This window comes from Pedobacter sp. Leaf132, from assembly GCF_920984695.1.
Lineage (GTDB): Bacteria > Bacteroidota > Bacteroidia > Sphingobacteriales > Sphingobacteriaceae > Pedobacter.
Map to the genome: position 1 here is coordinate 15,455 of NZ_CAKLBO010000001.1, position 22,350 is coordinate 37,804.

The 22,350-nt window shown below is 36.1% G+C and carries 10 protein-coding genes; all 10 read right to left on the reverse strand.

The genetic code is table 11. The annotated features are described in order from the left end of the window. Positions 1–6 precede the first annotated feature (6 nt). Positions 7–3,150 carry a TonB-dependent receptor gene (locus LUA86_RS00070; RefSeq protein ID WP_231458503.1) on the reverse strand — a complete coding sequence of 1,048 codons (3,144 nt, stop codon included), beginning with the start codon at positions 3,148–3,150 and terminating at the stop codon, positions 7–9. Between the two features lie 198 nt (positions 3,151–3,348). Beyond that, on the reverse strand, positions 3,349–3,981 hold the full coding sequence (locus LUA86_RS00075; RefSeq protein ID WP_231458504.1) for a hypothetical protein: 633 nt from the start codon (positions 3,979–3,981) through the stop codon (positions 3,349–3,351). Between the two features lie 67 nt (positions 3,982–4,048). Continuing rightward, complete coding sequence (locus tag LUA86_RS00080; protein ID WP_231458505.1) at positions 4,049–5,644, reverse strand: RagB/SusD family nutrient uptake outer membrane protein; 1,596 nt, start codon at positions 5,642–5,644, stop codon at positions 4,049–4,051. Positions 5,645–5,668: 24 nt separating this feature from the next. Further along, positions 5,669–8,767 (reverse strand): TonB-dependent receptor, encoded by a 3,099-nt coding sequence (locus tag LUA86_RS00085; protein ID WP_231458506.1) that lies wholly within the window; start codon positions 8,765–8,767, stop codon positions 5,669–5,671. A gap of 443 nt (positions 8,768–9,210) precedes the next feature. After that, positions 9,211–10,665 (reverse strand): RagB/SusD family nutrient uptake outer membrane protein, encoded by a 1,455-nt coding sequence (locus LUA86_RS00090; protein WP_231458507.1) that lies wholly within the window; start codon positions 10,663–10,665, stop codon positions 9,211–9,213. Between the two features lie 25 nt (positions 10,666–10,690). Continuing rightward, positions 10,691–13,819 (reverse strand): TonB-dependent receptor, encoded by a 3,129-nt coding sequence (locus LUA86_RS00095; RefSeq protein WP_231458508.1) that lies wholly within the window; start codon positions 13,817–13,819, stop codon positions 10,691–10,693. A gap of 304 nt (positions 13,820–14,123) precedes the next feature. Beyond that, positions 14,124–14,804 (reverse strand): hypothetical protein, encoded by a 681-nt coding sequence (locus LUA86_RS00100; protein ID WP_231458509.1) that lies wholly within the window; start codon positions 14,802–14,804, stop codon positions 14,124–14,126. A 66-nt stretch (positions 14,805–14,870) separates the two neighbouring features. Continuing rightward, positions 14,871–16,361 carry a SusD/RagB family nutrient-binding outer membrane lipoprotein gene (locus LUA86_RS00105; RefSeq protein WP_231458510.1) on the reverse strand — a complete coding sequence of 497 codons (1,491 nt, stop codon included), beginning with the start codon at positions 16,359–16,361 and terminating at the stop codon, positions 14,871–14,873. Between the two features lie 11 nt (positions 16,362–16,372). Beyond that, positions 16,373–19,543, reverse strand: a complete 3,171-nt coding sequence (locus LUA86_RS00110) for a SusC/RagA family TonB-linked outer membrane protein (RefSeq protein WP_231458511.1) — start codon at positions 19,541–19,543, stop codon at positions 16,373–16,375. Positions 19,544–19,795: 252 nt separating this feature from the next. Further along, the gene (locus LUA86_RS00115; protein WP_231458512.1) at positions 19,796–22,291 is read right to left on the reverse strand and encodes a M14 family metallopeptidase; all 2,496 of its coding nucleotides are present in this window, start codon (positions 22,289–22,291) and stop codon (positions 19,796–19,798) included. Between the last annotated feature and the right edge of the window lie 59 nt (positions 22,292–22,350).

The window sequence follows — 22,350 nt, forward strand, 5'->3', positions numbered from 1 at the left end:
CCAATTTTAAAATCCAACATTAAGCCCAAAAGTGAATGTTCTTGCCGAAGGCACAGAATTTCTATCTACACCCGGCGCCAGGTTACCACTGTTTGTAGAACCAGTAGAGTTACCATTTACAGATACTTCCGGATCTGGCCCTGGATAGTTAGAAATTATCCATAGATTACTTGATTGCGCATAAACCCTTACGCTAGATATTCCGACTTTACTTAAAAAATCTTTTGGTAGGGTATAACCTAATGCAAGGTTTCTAACTTTAAGGAAATTACCTGAAAACACATTTTGAGATTGCGCAAATGCCGAACCGTTAGAAACGTTATCACCATACACAACACGAGGAATATCAGTAATTTGTCCGGGTGTAGTCCATCTATTTATCATTCCAGCTTCATTGTTCCAGAAACGTTGATCACGTAGACCTGCTAATGAACCGTAATAAACCTTATTACCTCCAGAGAATGTTAAACCTAAGGTTAAATCAAATGCTTTGTATCTGAAATTATTATCTAAACCACCAAACCATTTTGGTATAGCCTGACCAGTAATAGTTGCATCTAAAGCGGCATCAATTGCCGGTGCATTTTGCCCTGCATTTGGTCCGTCTAAATATTGGTAGCGAGCCGCTGTTGCTCTTTGAAAACTAAACCTTAATTTTTGGCCGAAGCGATTTACAAAAATTCTTTCGCCGGTTGCTGGGTCAACTCCAGCCGTTTGCACAGTATAAAGGGAACCAATAGGATAGCCAACACGGGTAATGTTTGCGGTTTCTAATTGTGTAACACCAAATAAATCTGCATTATTATTACCTAATTCAGTAACCGTATTTTTTAAGGTACTAAAGGTAAAACTTGTATTCCATGAGAAATTATCACCCTGGAAGTTTTTTGTATTTATGGTAAACTCGAAACCTTTGTTATTCATTTTACCTACGTTTGCTAAAATTGAATTTCCAGGAATACCCTTAGATGGTGCTTGTGGCGCATTTTGGATTAAGCCATCAATATTATTATGATAGTAATCTACATCGATTGAGAAGCGCCCATTTAAAAATTCTAAGTTAATACCCACATCTGCCTTTTTACTTGTTTCCCACTGCAAATTAGGGTTGCCGGCCTGCGAAAACGATAGGGCAGGATCAGAGCCATATAAACCTGGATTATATAAGTAAAGAGCGGGATAATTACCAACCGAACCGTTACCTACCAAACCATAACTACCATGAATTTTTACCCTTGTTAATAATTTGCTTAGCTCAGAATCTTTGTAGAACCCTTCTTCAGAAATTGCCCAACCTGCAGATGCACCACCAAAATTACCGTATTTATTATTGGTAGATAGCGCTGAAAGACCATCACGACGAAACGAACCTGTTAAATAGTATTTTTTCTTGTAGTCATAAGTAACGTTACTGAAGAATGAACGAAATGCATTATTAAATTGAACCAAGTTTGCCGGCGTAATTGCGCCGAATGTACCCTGATAAACTTCAATAAATGGGTCGATAACGTTTTGACGAGTTGCACCATAACCGTAAGCTTTAGTGTACTGATCTTCAACACCAACTAATGCGCCTATGCTATGGTCTCCAAATGTTGCATTATAATTTAAGGTGTTTGACCAATTCCAACGGCTATTCTTCAAAAAGTTACTGGTTGCCCCACCATTGTAAGAAAATCCATCACCTTGTAAGCGGTTAACAAACACATTATTATCTAATTTTAGATTATCAATACTATAATTGGTTTTAAAAGTTAAACCTTTTAAAAGTTGAATAGAAACGTATGCATTTGATATTAAACGGTCGCTCTCCGAAGTATTTTTATCAAGCGCAACTAAAGCGGCAGCATTAGGATAGTTTGAAGCAATTAAGTTTGCACCTAAACCAACTGCCGAACCATTAACATTGAATGAACCATCTTCATTATAAGGTGATACGTTTGGTGGCAACACGAATGCTAAACGACCTAAACCGCCTGTATTAAAAGCCGAACCTGGAAGTGACCCGGTATTAGGCGCTCTGTTTAAAGTATTACTATACGCGAAATTTGCGCCAATATTCACACCTTTAAAAAGTTTATGGTCGATATTAACACGACCATTCTTTCTTTCGAATGAGTTGTTGATGATAAATCCTTCCTGGTTGCTATATCCTAATGATATAAAATAAGAAGTCTTTTCTGTGGCACCGGAGAAATTTAAAGCATGGTTTTGAGAGGTTGCCGTTCTATAAGCGTAATCGTACCAATTGGTTTCTACTTGAGTACCATCAGATTTGGTTTGAAGAAAAAAAGCAGGCGCTAAGCCGATGTTCGTTCTTGCTTCATTCTTAATAAGCACATAATCAGCTGCATTTAGTAAAGGATTAAGATTTTGAGCTTTTGATGTACCTACCCATCCTTCATAATTAACTTTGGTGCCACCTTGTTTTCCTTTCTTGGTGGTAATAACAACAACACCATTTGCCGCTCTTGAACCATAAATTGCTGAGGAAGCTGCGTCTTTCAGAATATCTATACTTTCAATATCAGCCGGGTTAATATCACCTAATGCATTTCCAGCTGCACCATTTGTTGATTGGTCTCCAGTAAAAACTGGTACACCATCAACTATAATTAACGGATAAGAACTTAAGGAAATTGAATTGATACCCCGTACCCTGAAAACCGGCGGGTTGTTTAGTACGCCATTAGGTTGAACAATGTTAACACCAGCGGCTTTTCCAGCTAATGCTTGTTCAAAACTTTGAACCGGCACATTTTTCAACTGCTCACCGCTTACGCTTGCAATAGAACCTGTAACATCTTTTTTAGATTGAGAAGTATAACCCGTTACAACTACATCTGTTAAAGTTTTAGCATCTGTATCTAATATTATATTAATTGAAGATGAAGCTAAGCTTCTGCTTTGTGTTAGGTAGCCAATTGATGAGAACTCGATTGTACCTGTTTTTAAGGAAGTTTTTAAAGCATACTTACCATCTGCTCCAGTAGTGGTACCAATATTGGTTCCTTTAATTTTTACACTTACTCCAGGTATTGGTTGCCCATCATCCTTTCCGGTAACTGTTCCTGTAATTGTTCTTTCCTGCCCAAAAGCGCTTATCGCGATTAAGAACATTATGAACAAACTTTGTAGTCGTTTTTTCATAAAGATTATTTTGTTTGGTTAATTAAAATCTAATATAAAAGATTTTACATTGTAATGCAATTATTACCAAAATAAAGTATAGTGTTTAAGTAGACTTTATTAACAACCTATAAAGCCTTTTAATAGATAAAGCCCTGATTATTACTAATCAAGGCTTTAAATGTGATGGTACTTACAAGTATAGAAATAACAGACTATTTAATTGAGGCTGGTTATCAATTCTAAAAAGTCTTTTTCGTTTGATAACTTACCTTTATATAAGTCGATTTGAGCTTTATAATTCGGCAGTACACTTACCAGAGAATTTTTATTAAGTTTTACCTCTTTTTCTTTACCATCGTTTAAGATGTAGTATTTTTTACTCTCATCTATTAGTTTCTCTACATTTGCAGAATTGTAACCTTTGGCCTCTAACACAACTTTTTTTACCTTTTTTAGAAGTGTTATTTTGCCATTATTCAATAACTCATAATAGCCATTATCGTTATTGATTCCGTTTTTTAAAAGAAAAGTTCTTTTACCAGATTTGGTGAACAAGGTAAATGCCGCTACTTTAGGAAAAAATTCATAGACTTTATTTTCCTGGCGAAACAATAACTTGTCGCTTACCATGTCATATCTAACCTCAGCGGGTTTAATCATGTTATTATCAGCTAATTTCACTTCAGCATTTGTCCACTCTTCTACCAAGTATGGAGAGCCTGTAACATTTTCATATTTGGCATCAGTTAACGGTTTTCCGGTTTGATCTGGAATAAATACATACTGGGCTTTAGCCTGATAACCGAAAATGCCCAATAGCAAAGTAAGAATTGTAATAATATTTTTCATAGGATAAAAATTTGGTTAAATAAAAAGGCTTCGATAAACGAAGCCTTTTTAAAATTACATATTATTATTAATAATTCGGATTTTGCTGTGCTGCAAGAACCGGATTGGTAGAGATTTCTGATTGTGGCAATGGCCAAATAAATCTAAAATCAGTGTAAGGTATTGCACTTACCGTTCTGGCGCCGCTATATGGCACTGAAGGATTCCAAGATGCAAATGTGGTACCAGTCCAGGCAACCTTCGAAGGAATTCCTCCTGTAGAGAAGTTTGCATCGTTAGCTAAGCGATGGATATCTCCCCATCTATGTCCTTCGGCCAAAAATTCTATACGTCTTTCATTTAAAACTGCCTGAACTAAATCGTTTCCAGAAGCAAAGTTTGCAATAGTGAATTGATTTGCAGCAGTTGTAACTGCTCTGTTTCTAACTGCATTTAGCAATGCAAGTGCTCGTGAGCTTAAAGCGGTAGTTCTTGCTTCTGCCTCTGCCACATTTAACAATACTTCTGCATATCTGATAATTGGATTTGCATCAGTAAATGTTGAAAACTCAGGGTATTTTGTTGTGAAATAACCGCGACCATCATTAGTTGTCATCGTTGTTCTACGTAAATCGGTAGGCAACCAGAAAGAAGAATTATAAATAATTGGAGACAAAGCAAGCAATGCTCTACCTGCTGCTTTTGTATACATGGTAGAGATAGAGCCATTTGTGCCTGCATTACGGGTTGTAGAATTCTCAATAGAAAAGATAGACTCACTATTTGTGAAGTTTGATGCCGTAATAAAAGGCCCCGATGGCGTTGCAGTTAATGAATAACCACCGATTGGACTTGTAAATGGTGCATTTGAAGAGATAAGCTTATTACCTTCAGTAATCACATTTGCCCAACTACCCATGTGAAGATAAATACGAGTTTTAATTGCTATTGCAGCACCTTTGGTTGCTCTTGAAACCTTTAAGCCAGCAGCATAACTTTCAGGAAGATTAGCTTCAGCAAAATTTAAGTCTTCTAAAAGCTTATCATAACATTCCTTAACAGTATTTCTACCCTGGCTTTTATTGATGTCAACACCAGCCGGAGAGCTAGCTGCTACTGTTCTGTATGGAACACCTAAATGTGTTGCTCCAGCAGTATGGCTATAGGGTCTGGCAAAATGAACTAAAAGCTCATGATGCGCTAAAGCTCTTAAGTATCTTGATTCTGCTTCATATTGCGTAGCCAAAGCAGGTGTAATAACACCTGCAGCAGCAGCTTTTTTCACACCTTCTATTACAACATTCGCTCTATTAATAAGTGCATAACTTGTTTCCCACATACCTTGATTATTCGCAGTTGTTGGACTATAAGTTCCTTCATAAGTAATAAGGTAAAATGATGGTACTGCAATTACATCCTCACCCCTTGCATCTTGCTGTTCGGTATTTGCTGCGCCAAAAGGATAACCCCTATCAACACTTCCTGCATACGAGCCCATCTGTGCTGCACTATAAACCCCAGTTACAGCTAATGCTACTCTTGCAGGAGAACTATACGCAGACTCTTCAGAGAAACTGTTATTCGGCTGAAGATCTGTAATCTTATTACAAGACGAGGCAACTAAAACAACACCAAGTATCGCCGTTGTTGCACTTAGATTTATATTTTTAAATATTTTTTTCATTTTTTCTTCGTTAATAAATTAAACTTAAAAACCTAAATTAAGTCCAAATGTGAATGTTCTTAATTGCGGGTTTCCGTTAAAATCTACACCTGCACCTGATGTATTTACCTCAGGATCTAAACCTGAATATCCTGTGATAACGAACACATTCTGTGCTGACGCATACACACGTAACTTGCTGATTCCTAGCTTCCTGGTTACTTCTCCAGAGAAATTGTAACCTAATGCTAAATTATCTAAACGTAAGAAATCACCTTTTTCAACAAATCTTGTTGATGCTGAGTTTTCTAAATTTATAAATGCACTTCTTGAGGCATATAATCTCGGCATATTTCCATCACCAGGATTTGTAGGGCTTTGCCACCTACCCAAAACTTCGGTTCCGTTGTTAACAAAGTTCATGTTTAATAAATCCTGACGAGAACGGTTCATAATGTAATTTCCACCTTGGAAACGTAAAAACACATTCAAATCAAAGTTATTATAAGTAATGGTGTTATTGAAACCACCAAACCATGTAGGTAAAGAATTTCCTAAAACACGACGATCAACATTTGGATTTAATGAAGATTGAGTGCCCAAAACTGTTGGATTATTTGCATCGTACAAATAGTAGGTTGAATTATTAATGTTTCCTTGAATAACTTGTCCATTAGCTTTTTTCCATAATGGGTTACCGTTTGCAGCATTAACACCAGTATAATCGTAACCATAAATTGCTCTAATAGATTCTCCAACTCTAATAATATTATAATCGCCCGGTATATCCTGACCATCAACTAAACCTTTTACAACGTTTCTTTGAGTTGAGAAATTTAAAGATGCATTCCATCTTACTTTGCTTTCTGAGAATATATCTGATGAAACAGCAAATTCAAAACCGTCATTTCTGATACTTCCGATATTTCTGCTGATACTGTTTCCTGGGATACCGATAGAAGGTGGAGTTGGTGCAGAAAGAATGATATCATCATTATCTTTTCTCCAGTAAGCTGCAACAACATTAATTCTGTTTTTAAATAAACCGAAGTCTAAGCCCAAATCATAAGTTTTTTGTGATTCCCATTTCAAATCAGGGTTACCTGTATTGTTAAATGCGATACCACTTTGATTTCCGTAAGCTGCTGCACCATAAGTACCTAAGTATGGAAAAGAACCAATATCTGTATTACCAACTTCTGCTATCGAACCTCTTAATTTAACATCACTTAGTACATTTGTAATGCCTGAGTTTTTAAAGAAATCCTCTTCAGATAATCTCCAGGCAAATGAAGCACTTGGAAAATAACCTATGCGGTTAGCAATGGGCAATGCTGAAAGTGCATCTCTACGAATCGAACCTCCAATATAATATCTGCTTTTATAGTTATAGCTAACTCTGGCTAAATAAGATTCAATACCATTAAAGGTTAAACCACCAGCAGCAGTTGGGGTAACAAATGTGCCAGTTGTAATGTTTTGGTTAAAGAAAATATCAGATATATTAGAAATGCTGGCCTGATAGAATGATGTTCTTCTTTTTTGTAGCTCTTGTACTAAAGTAACATCTAAGTTGTGGGCACCATTGAATGATTTTGTGTAGGTCAAAATATTTTGCCAATTCCATGTAAAAATTGGTGAATAAGCCTGAGATATTGAGCCATTAGCACTTAATCCATCACCTGCTCTTGGGTCTGTAAAAACGAAATCATCCACATAAGAACCATCAACACCTAACTGTGTTTTAATTTTTAAGCCAGGTAAAATAGTTGCCTCAAGGTATGTAGAACCTAACAATCTGTAAGTTTGTGATTTTCTAACATTATTTTCCAACACGAACATGATGTTCGGAATATTATCAGAAATTGGGATTAAGTTTGAGCCTGCGCCTAGTGCTCTTCTATCTGGTGTAATATTGTAACCTGTTGGATCTGCAGCATTATAAACTGCAACGTTTGGCAACATACGCATTGCTGCAAATGTATTACCAGAAAGGTTATTCGAACCAGCTAATGGGCCTAAGTTATTTTGATAAGTAAGACCCGATGTGATACCAAATGTTAAAAATTTATTGATTTTTTGATCTACATTGGCTCTTAAAGTATACCTCGTTAATGAGTTTGATACAATTGCACCTTTTTGGTCAGAATATCCTAAAGAGAAATAATATTTAGTTTTATCTGTACCACCAGAAGCCGCAATTGCATGGTTTTGCTGAACAGATTGACGGAAAACGTAATCTTGCCAATCTGTATTAATAAAGCCCCCTTGCCCATCTGGAGTTTGTCTGGCTGATGCAGTTTGGCCAGCGTTTACAAAACGCTCATTAGCAATTTCTACAAATTGATCTGCATTTAAAAGGTCGAATTTAGATGAAACATTTGCTATTGCAGCAAATCCGTCATATGTAAAGGTTGTACCAGTTTTACCTCTTTTTGTTGTAATTAAGATTACACCATTTGCAGCTCTAGATCCGTATACTGCTGTTGCAGCTCCGTCTTTTAAGATATCAATTGATTCAATATCATTTGGGTTAACATCGGCCAAAGCATTTGCGCTTGTAAAACCACCGACATTGCCGCTCAAAGATGGCACCCCATCAATAACAACTAATGGAGAAGTACCAGAACTGATTGAGTTTACACCTCTAATTCTAATTTGAGGAGCCTGACCTAATAAACCTGACGGAGTAATTACTTGAACACCCGTTGCTTTACCTGCTAAAGCTCTATCAAAAGATGGAATCGAAACATTGGTTACCTGATCGCCAGTTACTTTTGATACAGAAGAAGTATTATCTTTTTTACTAACTGTTCCATAACCTACAACAACAACATCCGTAAGCGTATTTTCATTTGGAGTCATTGAAATGTTAATGGTATTGGATGTTCCAATGGTGCGGCTAGAAGGGGTGTAGCCAATTGAGCTAAATTCTAATGTTGCACCCGATGCAACTCTTATAGAATATTTACCATCTGCACCAGTGGTAGTGCCACCTGTTGCACCTTTAATTTTAACACTTACACCAGGCAACGGCTGTCCGTCGTCTTTTGCTGTAACTGTTCCTGTAATTGTTCTTTCCTGCCCAAATGCGCTGACCGCAACAAATAGCATTACGAACAAACTTAGTAGTAGTTTTTTCATAAAATTTAAGTTAGTTTGATTAATTAAACCCGAATATAATCGTGAAGAATACTATTTTAACAATATTTAACAGAAATCACCCATATTATGATTAAAATATGACAAACAAAATAGTTAAATTCATATTTTTTTCATCTTTCTAATTTCATTTTAATCTCATATAGGACTTAGCATTATAACAATAAATGATATTTTTGCATATTGAGCAAAGTCTTTTCAACGTGTAATAATACTTTTATTAAAAAAAATAAGATTTAAAACCTTTTGCCGCAGGAAAACTTACCAAGCTCATAATTTTGAGAAGGGATAGTATATAATATATCCGAAATAATAATGTTTCATATTTAAAGCATATCACTTAGTTGATTAAAAAAGTGATAAAAATTATTTCAATAAAAAATCCCGGCTTTATTAGCCGGGATTTTGATAAATATAAAATTGAATTACGGATTCTGGTCAGCTACAGTAAGTGATTTGTTGGAATCAAACTCTGCTTGCGGAATCTTAAGTGTTAGTCGGTTTGAATTTGCAGGAAAACTAATTTGGGCACTTACAACATGTCCATTACCTCTTGCAAATGGCAGGTTACATCTCTTTATATCTAAAAATCCTACCCCTATTTCTCCGAACATTTCTTTTCTTCTTTCAAGTAGAATCTCATTTATTAAAGTCGCCCCAGTATTTCCTGATGCAACAGCAGCTGCATCTCTGTTTTTCTGAACAGCAAATAATACAGAGCCGGCAGTTGGATCATTCAATCTAGCTTTAGCCTCTGCTTCGATTAAATACATTTCCGGACTTCGCATCATAACTAAGAAATCAGTAAAATTTGTTGTGGTACCAAACTTTGTTGTTTTGAATTTCTTTACACCAACATACGTAGCGCCTGCAGGGGTCACAAACTTAGATGTTCTTACATCAGTTGCACTAAATTGAGTTACAAAATTAGGGTCAACGAAGAAATTAAAATACCCCGTTCCAGATGTTCCCCAAAACGCTGAAGGTGTACCGTAATAGATAGTTTGGTCAGCTGCTTGCGGAAATCCCCACATTACCTCTCTCTTAGCTGAAAAATCAGATGTCATTGTTGTCGATAATTCAGACACTGTTAGCGGGTAAGACGCTCTGGCTGCTTGTGAAGCCGCAACAGCTTTAGTTAAATAAGAATTATCAACCATACCCATTTCTAAGTAAACTCGTGCTAGCAATCCGTTAACAACATCCTTATTAATAATATCTTTTATACCTCTTGTAGTACCCGCATTCGTTGCAGCAAACTCAAGATCGCTTAAAATTAATTTATAAACTTCTCCTATTTTGGCCCTAGGATTACCTGCTGTAGCGGCTGTAGTCGGCACGGTATAAATTGGCAAACCTGGTCCGTTCGGATTTTCACTGTATGAGTGAGCAAACTCTCTAACTAGTTCAAAATAGCACCATGCTCTAAAGGCTCTTGCCTCTGCAGAAAACTGAGCTTTAGCAACTGCCGAAAGCGTACTTTTTTCCACACCATCAATTACTACGTTTGATGCATTGATAAGATCATAGAAAAAATTCCACGTAAATGAAACCCTTCTGTATGATGGTTCTCTGTTATCCTGTAAATAGTCAAAATTATACCAATTACCATCAGGCAAACCAACATCTATTCCTTTCGCCTCTCTAGCCAGATTAACCGAAGCTATACCCCATACATCAGTTGATGAGCCATATTGAACTCGTAAAACTCTATACATACCTGATAAGTTCGCCCGAACTCCAGCTTCCGTAGCAAATACATCAACCGCAGAAACTGCAGTAGCTGGTTTTGGCTCTTCTAGAAAAGATTTTTTACATCCCGAAAGAAGAACACTTGATGCAAAAGCAACGAGAAATGCGCTTTTAATTATATTTTTCATAACAATACTTTATTTGTAATTAATACTAAAACCCAACATTTAAGCCAAATGTAAATGTTTTAAACGTAGCCGAACTTTGTGATGTAACACCATCAATTGAAGTTTCTGGATCAGCGCCTTTTTTCAGTTTTGATAAGGTCCAGAAATTGTCTCCTTGTACATAAAATCTCATAGACTTAAGAATATTTCTTGATTTTGCAATAACCGATTGAGGCAGCGTGTAACCCAAAGTTACATTTCTTAATCTCAAATAATCACCTTTAAATAAATGACGTGTTGAAGCGCTTCCGTAATCGCTGTTTCCAAATTTTAATGCAGGAACGTCTGTAACTTGTCCGGGCGTTGTCCATCTATTTAATATATCAGTGCTTAGAGCAGCGCCAACATTCGAAAACCCATGCATTAACGAGATGTAGTCACTATCTAATATTTTACCACCCAAAGAAAAATTAAATAAGGCTGATAAATCAAAACCCTTATATTCAAAAGTATTTGTAATACCACCTGTTACTTTTGGAAGCGCAGAGCCTTGTAAAGATCTTCTTGCTGTCGCAATAGCATTCACGATGATTGTTCCGCCTGGATTATTTGGATCATCTGCATACCATTGAGGCTTACCATTATCTGGATTTACGCCAGCCCACTCGTAAGTATAGAAATCATATAGTGGAACACCAACTTCTAAACGCTTAGTACCAGAAATGATAAAATTCTGAGGTAAGGCTGTTATTCTATTTTTTAGCGTTGCTACGTTTATGTTAGTAGACCATTTAAAAGCACCTGTCAGGTTTTTTGAATCAACTGTGAATTCAAAACCTTGGTTTTTAATTTTACCTACATTATCATCAATAGCAGTGAAACCACTAGAATTAGGCAGAGGTCTAGAAAACAATAAATCAAATGTATTTTTATTATAGTATTCAATTGAAGCAGAAATTCTATTTTTTAAAACTGCAAAATCTAAACCAACATTGAATGTTCCTTGTTTTTCCCAAGTAACATCTGGGTTTCCTAATGTGGTTAGGTAGACACCAGGATTAGTTAGATCGGGATATAAAGTTGAGTACGAGCTAATATAAGGAAATGAGCTAGATAAACCTTCATTACCAATTTCACCATAAGAAGCACGTATTTTCAAATAATCAAAAACTTTTTGATTGGCCATAAAGCTTTCATTTGAAATAACGTATGAACCACCTACAGAATAAAAGGTACCCCAACGTTTATCAGCAGCAAAACGCGTAGAACCGTCTCTTCTAACCGAACCTTCCAAGAAATATTTGCTATCATAATTGTAGCTCGCACGAGCAAAATAACTCTCTATTCTTCTACGAACAGTTCCAGATGTTGCTGTTTCTTTAGTTGAACCAGGAGATACTTCATAAAGACCAGGTGCTGGAAAACCAGTTGTACCTGCAGAAAGTGTCTCACTCTTATAATCATAAGCTTCTGTACTGGCAATTACACCTAACCTATGTTTACCAAAACTTTTATCAAAACTTAACATGTTATTCCAAGTCCAGTCTGTTAATAAGTTTCTGCCTCTTGTAACACGACCACCAACAGGAGCAGCATCACCAAGTAGAGGGTTCGCATATACCAAAGTAGATCCAACATTTCTATTAATACCGACATTAGATTTAAATTTCAAATAGTCAGTAAAAGCAACTTCTGCATAAGCATTCAATGACGATTGAATTGTCTCAGAAGTATTCTTATCTAATTGTTGAAGTGCTACTGCGTTGGTATTACTAGCCGCTGGTCGACCACTGTTGTATGTTTGACCTGCAACAGAGCCACCAAAATCGTAAATTGGCGCACCAGTTGCATCCAAGACTAACGCCCCGTTGTTATCTCTTCTGTAAAGTGGATAAATAGACGAAACTATACGAGCAAATTGAACTGCGTTACTAAATGCACTTCCAGCTTGGCTTGGATTATTATTTTTTGAAGCTGCTAATGATGAATTTAAACCTACTTTTAGCCAAGATCTAAGGTTTGCATCACCATTAAAACGAGTAGTTAAACGGTTATAATTGGAGTTTTTAACCGTACCATCCTGATCTAAATAATCCGTAGATAAAAAGTATCTGAACTTATCAGACCCGCCTTGAATATTTAATCCAACGTTCTTACGTCTAACAGAAGGATTACTACCTTCTTTTGCCCAATCAGTATCCCACAATAATGAAGCCCCTGGAACAAGGTTTCCATTAGCGTCAATCGGATTTGCAACATTGTAAGGATTATATTTTAAACCATAAGTGTTTGCTGTACCAGTAATTAGGTTAGTAGATGCATATTGACCAGGATTAGGTATATTTAAACCAATAGCATAATTTTTTTGAGCTTCCCATGCAAGTTTCATATAATCTTCGGACGAAACATATTTATATTCATCAACTGCTCTTGAAGATACACCATAATTAGCATATGCGTTTATAGCTGCATCACCGTTTTTACCGCGTTTTGTTGTAATTAAGATAACGCCATTTGCTGCTCTCGATCCATACAGCGATGTTGCAGCAGCATCTTTCAAAACAGTCATGCTCTCTACATCATTTGGGCCAATGCTATTAATGCTTCCCGAATAAGCTAAACCATCCAATACAATAAGAGGTTCCGCACTTGCATTTACTGATGCGACACCACGAATACGAATGGTTGGATTTGTACCAGGCTGGCCGGAACCATTAATAACTAATACACCCGTAGCTAAGCCTTGTAAGCCTTGAGTTACTGAGGTAACCTGTTGCTTTTGCAATTGACTTGCGCTAACAGTAGTTAATGAACCTACAACGTCTTGTTTGCGCTGTGTTCCATAAGCAACTTGAACAATGTTGATATCTTGTAATGTGTTAGCATCAGGTACCAACGACAAATTTAATAATCCTGATGAAGGAATGCTCAAAGTTTTTGATACGTGACCTAAATAAGAAAATTGTAAAGAATTTGCTGATGACACCTTAATAGAATACTTACCATTGCCATCGGTTTGTGTGCCGCCTGCACTGCCTAGAGCTTTTACGGATACCCCAGGTAAAGGTAATCCATCCTCTTGCGAGGTAACTGTACCAGTAATAGTTCGATCTTGAGCCATTGCAGAAAATGCAATAAACAAGAACACGAACAAACTTTGTAGAAGTTTTTTCATGAAATTTTTGTTAGTTAAATATTAATTAGTTCAATTTTGAATTCTAAATATAGAGCTCAAATGAATTTTTTAACAAATTTTAACTAAAATTCAAAGCTTTGTGATTTTTAGATGACAAAAAACACATAAAACATCTTATTCGCTCATTTACAAGAACTTACCAGCGTATAACCAATACTTATTACATGTAAACTTCCATATACATCGGCAACGACTAATCATTTACAAATTATATCTAACATCTCAGTTGTGAACAAAGTAGAATTCCTAATATTTGAAAAATATTCTTATAATATTATATGGCTTACAAAGTTTCGTAAAATGCAAAAACCTTTATTAAATCATTATCCTTTTTAAAATCTAAATTATTCTTGGTGATATAATCAAGAACTAACACTGATTTCTCGCCAAATACTTGTTGAACAGATTTATTGTCTCTTTTAAATTCTGTTAAAACATTATTAATAATAGTGTAGTATTTTATCCTTTCAATAACCGATTTAGTTGTACTAGCAGAATTGTATTCTCGATATTGCTCAATCCTTTTTACATTTTTCTTCGCCAGCTTTATTCGCCCATCATGTAAAATTTCGTAATAGTTTTTTTCTGTAGACCCTTTAAACGGTGCGAAGCCATTTCTGAATAATGATGTTTTTGGTAAACCATCGAGGGTATAATTTAATTTAAATTCAACAACGGGTATCGCAAAGCCAAGTTCTTCTCCTTTCGAATCTTTAAAAATTAACTCGTCTTCAAGTTGATCATACTTAAGTTTCATGTCTTTATCAATCTTACCATCAGCTTGTTTGATTTCTCCGGCACTCCAATCAGTTAAAAAATATGGTGTTCCTTTTGTATCTATGTAATTTCTTGATCTCAATGGCATGCCAATAGATTCTTTCAATCTAAAAAATTCTTGAGCAGAGGCAATATTTCCTGACGTCATTATTAAAATAACAACCAAGCACTTAAATATATTCTTCATAATATCTAATTTAACAAAAAAAGGAGCCTTGAGATAAGGCTCCTTTAAATTTAACATATTTTTAGATTATGGTTTATCCCACCACATTCTATTGTTGATACTGTTAGTAGTCCAACCTTGCTGAGCCAAAGCAGCAGCGTAATTTGCACTATTTGTAGTTTGATCTGCAGTTGGATAACCTACACGTCTTGGAATTACTGTACCATTTTGAGAATTTGGTCCTGGTACTAAAGCAGGGAATCCCGTTCTTCTAAATTCAGACCATGCTTCCCATCCATCTAAGTATAAAGCAATCCATCTTTGAGTTCCAATTTGCTGTAAAGCTGTTGCCGGATTATAAAGGATTCCTGTAGCAGTTTTAAATGCAGGGTTAGCTACACCATATTGCGTTAATGAAGCATCAATACCTGCATTGTAATAGTTTGCAGCTGTTGCATCTCCACCAGCAATCCAACCTCTCTTAGCGCCCTCTGCTAATGCAAACTGAACTTGCGCTCCGGTAAAGATATACGCCGGAGAACCTGCGCCACGCAAAGCTGTACCAATACGGCTATAACTGTTAGGGATATTAACCTGAGTTTGAACACCAAATAGTAAACCAACAACCTGATTACCTGCCAAAACCTCACCATAAACAGGTAGTCTTGGATCGGTACCAGTACCGTTATTTTTCATGATATCCACTATAGTTTTGCTAATTGCAAAGTCATTACGGTTAGAAATGCTATAGTTATTATACCAAGGGTTTAAATTGTTCGGATCTCCTGCAAGGAAAGTGTATTTCAAAGTTTCTCCCGAAGCTAAAGGTGTTGCACTTATTGCCGAAGCAAATTCTGTTGCAGCAAATTCGCCTGCATTAGGATAAACTTTAGATAATCTTAACGCCATTAGTAACCTTTGTGTAGCAGCGAATTTTTTCCATGAATCCATATCACCACCAAACATAATGTCGCCAGTTGGACCAGCACCAGCATCAATTTGCGCTACAGCTTCTTTGAGTTCTTTAAAAAGATCTTTATAAATTTCTTCTTGTTTTGTGAACTTAGGTGTAATGTTAGCACTATTTAATGCTTCAGTATAAGGAACATCACCCCATCTATCAGTTATTTTCCAAAAGATGTATGCCTTCATGATTCTGGCTACAGCAATTTGATTGTTGATAGAGCCATTCGCGGCAGGATCTGCTTCAGGAGCGCCTGCTCTAGCAAAAGTAATTACTTGGTTAAGGTTTTTTAATACTTCAGAATAAAAACCATAATAACTAGGGTTTAACGTACTTCCGGCATCATTAAACGGAGAAACCGTTAAATATGGGCCTTCTGAAATATGCTGCCCAAAAATTGCCCCTGTTGTAGATAAGGTTGTAGTAGCATTTGTGTTTGTTGCTCCGTTAACCTGGCTTTTCTGCATGGCAAAAGTAAGCAATGCTTTTGTAGCTGCTTTAGCTACTCTGGTTTGATCGACATTTGTATCGCCAAACTCACGAAATTTATTACAGCCAGAAGCAAGAATACCCACCCCAACAGCTAGAAATATATATTTTTTTATATTTTTCATATCCTTATAAATTAAAGTCCAATTCTTAAATTAAGACCAAATGTACGAGACGATGGCAACTGCCCGCCTTCTTGCCAGAAATTTTCAATTTCTGATGGATCAACACCATATTTTTTACCAGGAGCAGAAATTAACCATGCGTTACCAACAACTAAGCCTAAATTAGCTGATTTTAAGAAACCAGTTCTCGCTAATACTTTGCTTGGTAAGTTATAACCTAATCTAACCTCTCTTAGTTTTAAATATGATGCACTGATCATGAATAATTCACCTGAACCAGTTTGCATACCATTGTAAAATGCTGTACTTGCATCTACATATCTGGTATTTGGTTGACCATTAGCCAGTACACCAGCAAATTTATAACCACCACCTTGAGCTACAGGTAATCTCCAATCTATTCCTTTATCATTAACACCAACAGTTTCTTGTGATAAACCACTACCCATATTGAATGCACGAGTTGTAGAGTTAAATAAACCTCCTTTTTGGAAATCAACAGAGAATGCTAAATCGAAATTGAACACTTTTAATGATGAGTAAGCACCACCATTAAATTTAGGACGAGCATAACCTATAAATTGGTTTGGCGTAGATGTTGGTAAACCGCTTGCCGCGATAATCACATTACCATTTGCGTCACGATTCCAGGTACGACCTAAAATGTAACCCCATTCCTGACCTTCACGTAAGTTTAATGTGTTATTAAAGAAAGTACTTGTTTGATAAATTACGTTAGTTTGTTGGTCTGTAATTTTGTTAACAATTGTTTTTGATTTACTAAAGTTAACTGTTAAATCCCAACTAACATTTTTCGATTGAACAGGAGAACCTGTTAAGCTAAACTCGAAACCTCTGTTTGTTAAATCTCCGGCGTTAATTAAGTTACTTGTATAACCAGTAGCACCGTTTAATGTTACGCCCAAAATTTGGTTTTTGTTTTTGTTTACATAGTATGCGAAATCTAAACCAATTCTATTTTTCAAGAATTTCAATTCTGTACCAATCTCAAATGAATTCGTTTTAGCTGGAACAATTCTACCATCTCTAAATTCGTTACCAATCGCTAATGAAGGATTAGACCCATAAGCTGGAGAGGTATTGTATTGAAGATTTACACGATATGGATCCACATCAGAACCAACCTGTGCGTATGCTAATCTCAATTTACCGAATGATAAGGTGTTTTTTATACCTGCAGGTAAGAACTCAGAGAAAACGAATGATGTTGAAACAGATGGGTAGAAATATGAGTTTAAGTCAGGAGCAAATACTGATGACCAGTCATTTCTAGCTGTAATATCTAAATAAAGAAAGTTTTTATATGCTAATGATGCTTTACCAAAAATACTTCTTACTTCTTTCTCGAAATAATCATTTGAAACTGTAGGACGAGCTAAAGAAGCTGCAATATTGAAATAGTTAGGAAAACTTAAACCACCAGCTGTTTCCATGTTGATTCTTTCTCTTTTCTCATGACGGATGTTTCCAGCTGCCAAAGCATTTAAAGTGAAATCGCCAAAAGTTTTGTTATAAGTTAAATTTAACTCATAGTTGAACTCTGTATCTGTCCAGTTTCTCGTTTTAAAATAATCTTGTTGTAAACCGCCTGTTGCCATGCGCTCATCTCCAGATTCATTATTAATATTTCCTCTTAAGAAACCCGCTAATGCTAAACCACTGCCTAAATCATATTTTAAGCCTAAGTTACCAACTATACGGTTGTTTCTTTGCGTTCTGTAGTTGTTTTTAACTACCCAGAAAGGGTTATCCCAATATTGAGGAGTTGTAATTTCAGATAAATCGCCAGTTCCATTTGGATTTCCAATATTCCAAGAGGTAACTGTTCCATCAGCTAAAACCTGATTATCTCTCATATAGTTCATATCCAATTGACGTTGGAACCACTGGTTAAATCCTTGAACAACGTTTAATCCATCATTACGATAAGTTTCGTAAGGTTGACCGATTCTGTTTTCTTTTGCAAATTGAAAATCGGTTGATACCGTTAATCTCTTACTTACATCGTAAGAACCGTTAACGTTTAAAATGTTCATAGAACGATTAGCATTGTCTTGCACAAGCGATCTGGTTTGATTTGTGTAACCTACACGAAGGTTATAACCTTCACCGCCAGTTGTAAAAGCAATACTATTGTTATAACTACCACCTGTTTTTAAATAATCTTTAATGTTATTTGGCTGAGCAGTTAGCGGAACTAATTTTCCGAAATCCTGACCTGGGTACCAGCTATAATAAGGACGGTACAAAGTGGTGCCGTCGATTTTTGGACCAAAACTCGCATCTGCACCATAATCTAACATGTTTTGACCATTAAAAGCTGCCCATGCCGCAGGGTGAATTGCAGGATTGTAAACAAATTTTTCGAATTGACCGCTATAACCACCTGCATATTCGTTTTGATAATCAGGTAATAAAGATGTTTTTTCGATAGCTAATCCAGAATTGATTTCGATTGAAGTACCACCATTTCTAGCTCCTTTTTTACTTGTAATGATTACAACACCATTGTAGGCACGCTGACCATATAATGCGGTAGCAGCAGCACCTTTAAGTACAGTAATACTTTCAATGTTATCCATGTTTACGTTAGCTTGATCAGCAGGCGTTCCATCAACAACAAATAATGGTGAACCAACAGTAAAACCATTAATACCACGTACAATTACAGAAGCATTATCAAATGAAGAACTTGGAGAACCATTTAATTGTACACCGGCTACTTTTCCTGCCAATGCAGTACTAATATCAGTGTTTTTTGCAACGGTTAGAACTTCGCTTTTAAGAGTAGTTGCAGCATATCCTAATGCTCTTGCCTCTCTTTTTTCGCCTAATGCAGTTACAACAACTTCTGATAACATTGTTGCGTCTTCTGCTAAAACGACATTGATTGTAGTTGCAGAACCTAAAGTTCTAGTTTGTGATGTAAAGCCAATAGAGCTGAACACTAATGAAGTTGCTGATGAAGGAACTCTTAATGAGTATTTTCCGTCTGCACCAGTTACAGCGCCACCAGAGGCACCAGGGATTTTCACACTTACTCCAGGAATCGGCAATTTATCTGCCGATGAAGTAACCGTACCTGAGATTGTTCGATCTTGTGCCATTGCCGTTACAGCAACGAACATAAGTATGAACAAACTTTGTAGAAGTTTTTTCATAATTTGAAAATAGGTTAGTTAATGATAGTTAATAAAGTGCTAATGTATAGTTAGTTGGCAAAAACACCAAATTTATCTTTAACATTTTTTAACATTTAACATTTCAAATTATAATGCTAGCCTAATCTCAACATTAAAGTTACATTAAAATCAAAAGTGATTAATAAAACTATAGCCTATTTAAAATGACGCAATTATTCATTTCAAATAGGCTAGAAGCAGGTAATTAGTTAAAGCAGAAAAGGTTGCCTTTTAATAACTGCAAAAAATTATATTACTAAAAAGCGTTTTGCCACCTTCCCAAAAGTTTCTGAATAAAGGGTCGTTGGCCAGATAAACAATATTACCTCTTCCTGATTCCTGAATGCCAATCATCAAGCCTGTTTTTAAATCTTCCCTAACTTTTTTGCCAACAACGCCAGCCATTAAGCTTTTATCAGCTAATTGCCCTACATTCCAGCCTTTGGTTAAAGGTTCGTAAATTTTACGATCTGTTTTTAATGAATAATAGAATTTGCCTAAACCATAAGCAAATGGATGTGAGGCATCCATATTTACTTTATATATCGCTCCGGGGATGCTGTTTTCGTAATCATCTCTGTCTTTATCTTTAAAAAGGAGTTTACTCGGTTCAGGTTTTTCATCCTTTTTAACAATAGCCTCTTTCTTTTTAATGTCGAAACCTTTTTTATCTATTACGCTTTCTATGGCATCTTCCATTAAAATAAGTTTACCACCTTTACTAATCCAACCTTTTAAGCCTTCATCCACAAAAGTTCCATAATTTCCATCCGGTAGGATAACTGTATTAATTTTGTTGATATCGAGATTATTTAAATCTCTGGAATTAATAATTACCGGTGATAAGCCCAAATCGTGCTCAATATAATACCAAACTTCGCCGAAGGCTAAAGAAGAAACTTCATTACCTGATACTATTGCAATTTTTGGTTGTTTTAAAATCGGATAAACCGAAGAGCCGAAATCTTTCCCTTTATCAACAAATCCGCTGGTTATGGCTTGTACGGGTTTGCCCGCGGTCTTAGCAACTTTAATAACTTTATCTCTTAATGCCTTAACTGTTTTTTCATTCTCCATCCTAAGCACAATTAATGTTCCGGCGCTATATTCCTTGCCGGCAACGGTAAAGGCCTGGTCTGCTTGTCGCACTTTAATATTTTCTTTCTGCAATTCGCTTAAAACCTGTGCATCTTCACTTGTTCCCCAACTAAATAACCAGGCTAATGGTTTTTCCAAATCATTAGAAACAATTTCACTCTCTTGCATTGCACTGTACTTACCTTTAATATTTTCTTTACTTGCATAAGCTTTCAATCCGTATACATAAGGCAATGCCCATGCAGTAATATCATAAGTATTTGAATCTGTTACAACCGTTTTCGGTTCTAAAAGCACATTTGCCAAAACTGCTCGCGATTGCTGAAGATTAACAACTAAATCATTACGGCCCAAGGTAAAATTCTCTTCCTTTTGTGTATCATAATCAAAACCTCTCCCGCCTTTATCGCCACCAAAAGCAAATTCAATTTTGTTTTTAGTTAAAAGTTCAGCTAGCTTTTTTAAGCGAGATAAATTTGTTGCTTTAATAATATAACTTTTGTAAACGCCTGGAGAAGTGCTCAGTTCTTGCTGGAAATATTTCTTGTACTCATCCAAAAGCTTTGTATGATTTAAGGAAGTAACCTCTAGGGTAGACATCCCTGTTGTAAAATGGTGAGCAATTCTATCTTTAAGCGTTAAGGTATCTCCATCATTAGTAACAACCGATAAACCAGCCCTGATGCCACCCTGCTCGTAAGTCATACCAATTGCACCATTATATAAAGGATAGGTATCGCCATAAGATGGATAAAGTAAATCGAACCGTTCCTTAGTAAAATACTGCCAGCCTTCAGCATCAAAGTATTTAGCATTATTTTTACCAACCACAACCTGAAAACTTCTTTGCCAAGGCGTAATATTCTGATGAACCGGTTCTGCGGCAGGTGCAAAATAATAAGGCTCGTTGTAACTTTGCTCATGAAAATCTACATGAACCTGAGGCATCCATTGGTTATATAAATTTAACCTTTGCTTGCTTTCAAGCTGAGTTTGCCATGCCCAATCTCTATTTAAATCGAAATAATAATGGTTTGGCCTTCCGCCTGGCCAAGGTTCAATGTGCTCTCTAGAGGTAGGATCGGAGTTTGGTGTTTTACCAACAACGCTGTTAAAATAATTTACGTAGCGGTCTCTTCCATCTGGGTTTAAGCACGGATCAATAATCACAACGGTATTTTTTAACCATTCATTGGCGGGCTGATTGGTACCTGAAACAAGGTTGTAAAGCATTCTCATTGAGGTTTCTGTTGAGTTTGCCTCGTTTCCATGCACATTATAGCTTAACCATAATATACCGGGCTGACTTGCTAAATCAATACCTGCGGATTTGCCTGTTGCTATTGCAAGATTATTACTTCGAATTTGTTCAATTTTTGATATATTTTCTGGCGATGAAATAACAGCCACCATTAAAGGCCTTCCCTCATTGGTTTTACCATATTCAATCAATTTTACATTTTTTGAAGAAGCAGATGCTGTTTGCCTGAAATAATCTGCTACCTTATAGTGAGGAGTAAAATGCGTGCCCAGTTCATAACCTAAAAATTCATCAGGCGATTTTACCTGAGCAGACACAAATAAAATAGAATTTAGCAAAAACAAGCAAAGCGTTAGGGTTTTCTTCATTTTAAAATAAAATTTACCTAATGTACAAATTTTGTTTTTTGTTGATGCTAAAGCTTAAT

What these genes read in the sequence shown, in the direction of transcription:
- LUA86_RS00115 (WP_231458512.1), bottom strand. Translation starts at nt 22,291, where the DNA reads ATGAAGAAAACCCTAACGCTTTGCTTGTTTTTGCTAAATTCTATTTTA.
- LUA86_RS00100 (WP_231458509.1), bottom strand. Translation starts at nt 14,804, where the DNA reads ATGAAGAATATATTTAAGTGCTTGGTTGTTATTTTAATAATGACGTCA.
- LUA86_RS00080 (WP_231458505.1), bottom strand. Translation starts at nt 5,644, where the DNA reads ATGAAAAAAATATTTAAAAATATAAATCTAAGTGCAACAACGGCGATA.
- LUA86_RS00070 (WP_231458503.1), bottom strand. Translation starts at nt 3,150, where the DNA reads ATGAAAAAACGACTACAAAGTTTGTTCATAATGTTCTTAATCGCGATA.
- LUA86_RS00085 (WP_231458506.1), bottom strand. Translation starts at nt 8,767, where the DNA reads ATGAAAAAACTACTACTAAGTTTGTTCGTAATGCTATTTGTTGCGGTC.
- LUA86_RS00095 (WP_231458508.1), bottom strand. Translation starts at nt 13,819, where the DNA reads ATGAAAAAACTTCTACAAAGTTTGTTCGTGTTCTTGTTTATTGCATTT.
- LUA86_RS00075 (WP_231458504.1), bottom strand. Translation starts at nt 3,981, where the DNA reads ATGAAAAATATTATTACAATTCTTACTTTGCTATTGGGCATTTTCGGT.
- LUA86_RS00105 (WP_231458510.1), bottom strand. Translation starts at nt 16,361, where the DNA reads ATGAAAAATATAAAAAAATATATATTTCTAGCTGTTGGGGTGGGTATT.
- LUA86_RS00110 (WP_231458511.1), bottom strand. Translation starts at nt 19,543, where the DNA reads ATGAAAAAACTTCTACAAAGTTTGTTCATACTTATGTTCGTTGCTGTA.
- LUA86_RS00090 (WP_231458507.1), bottom strand. Translation starts at nt 10,665, where the DNA reads ATGAAAAATATAATTAAAAGCGCATTTCTCGTTGCTTTTGCATCAAGT.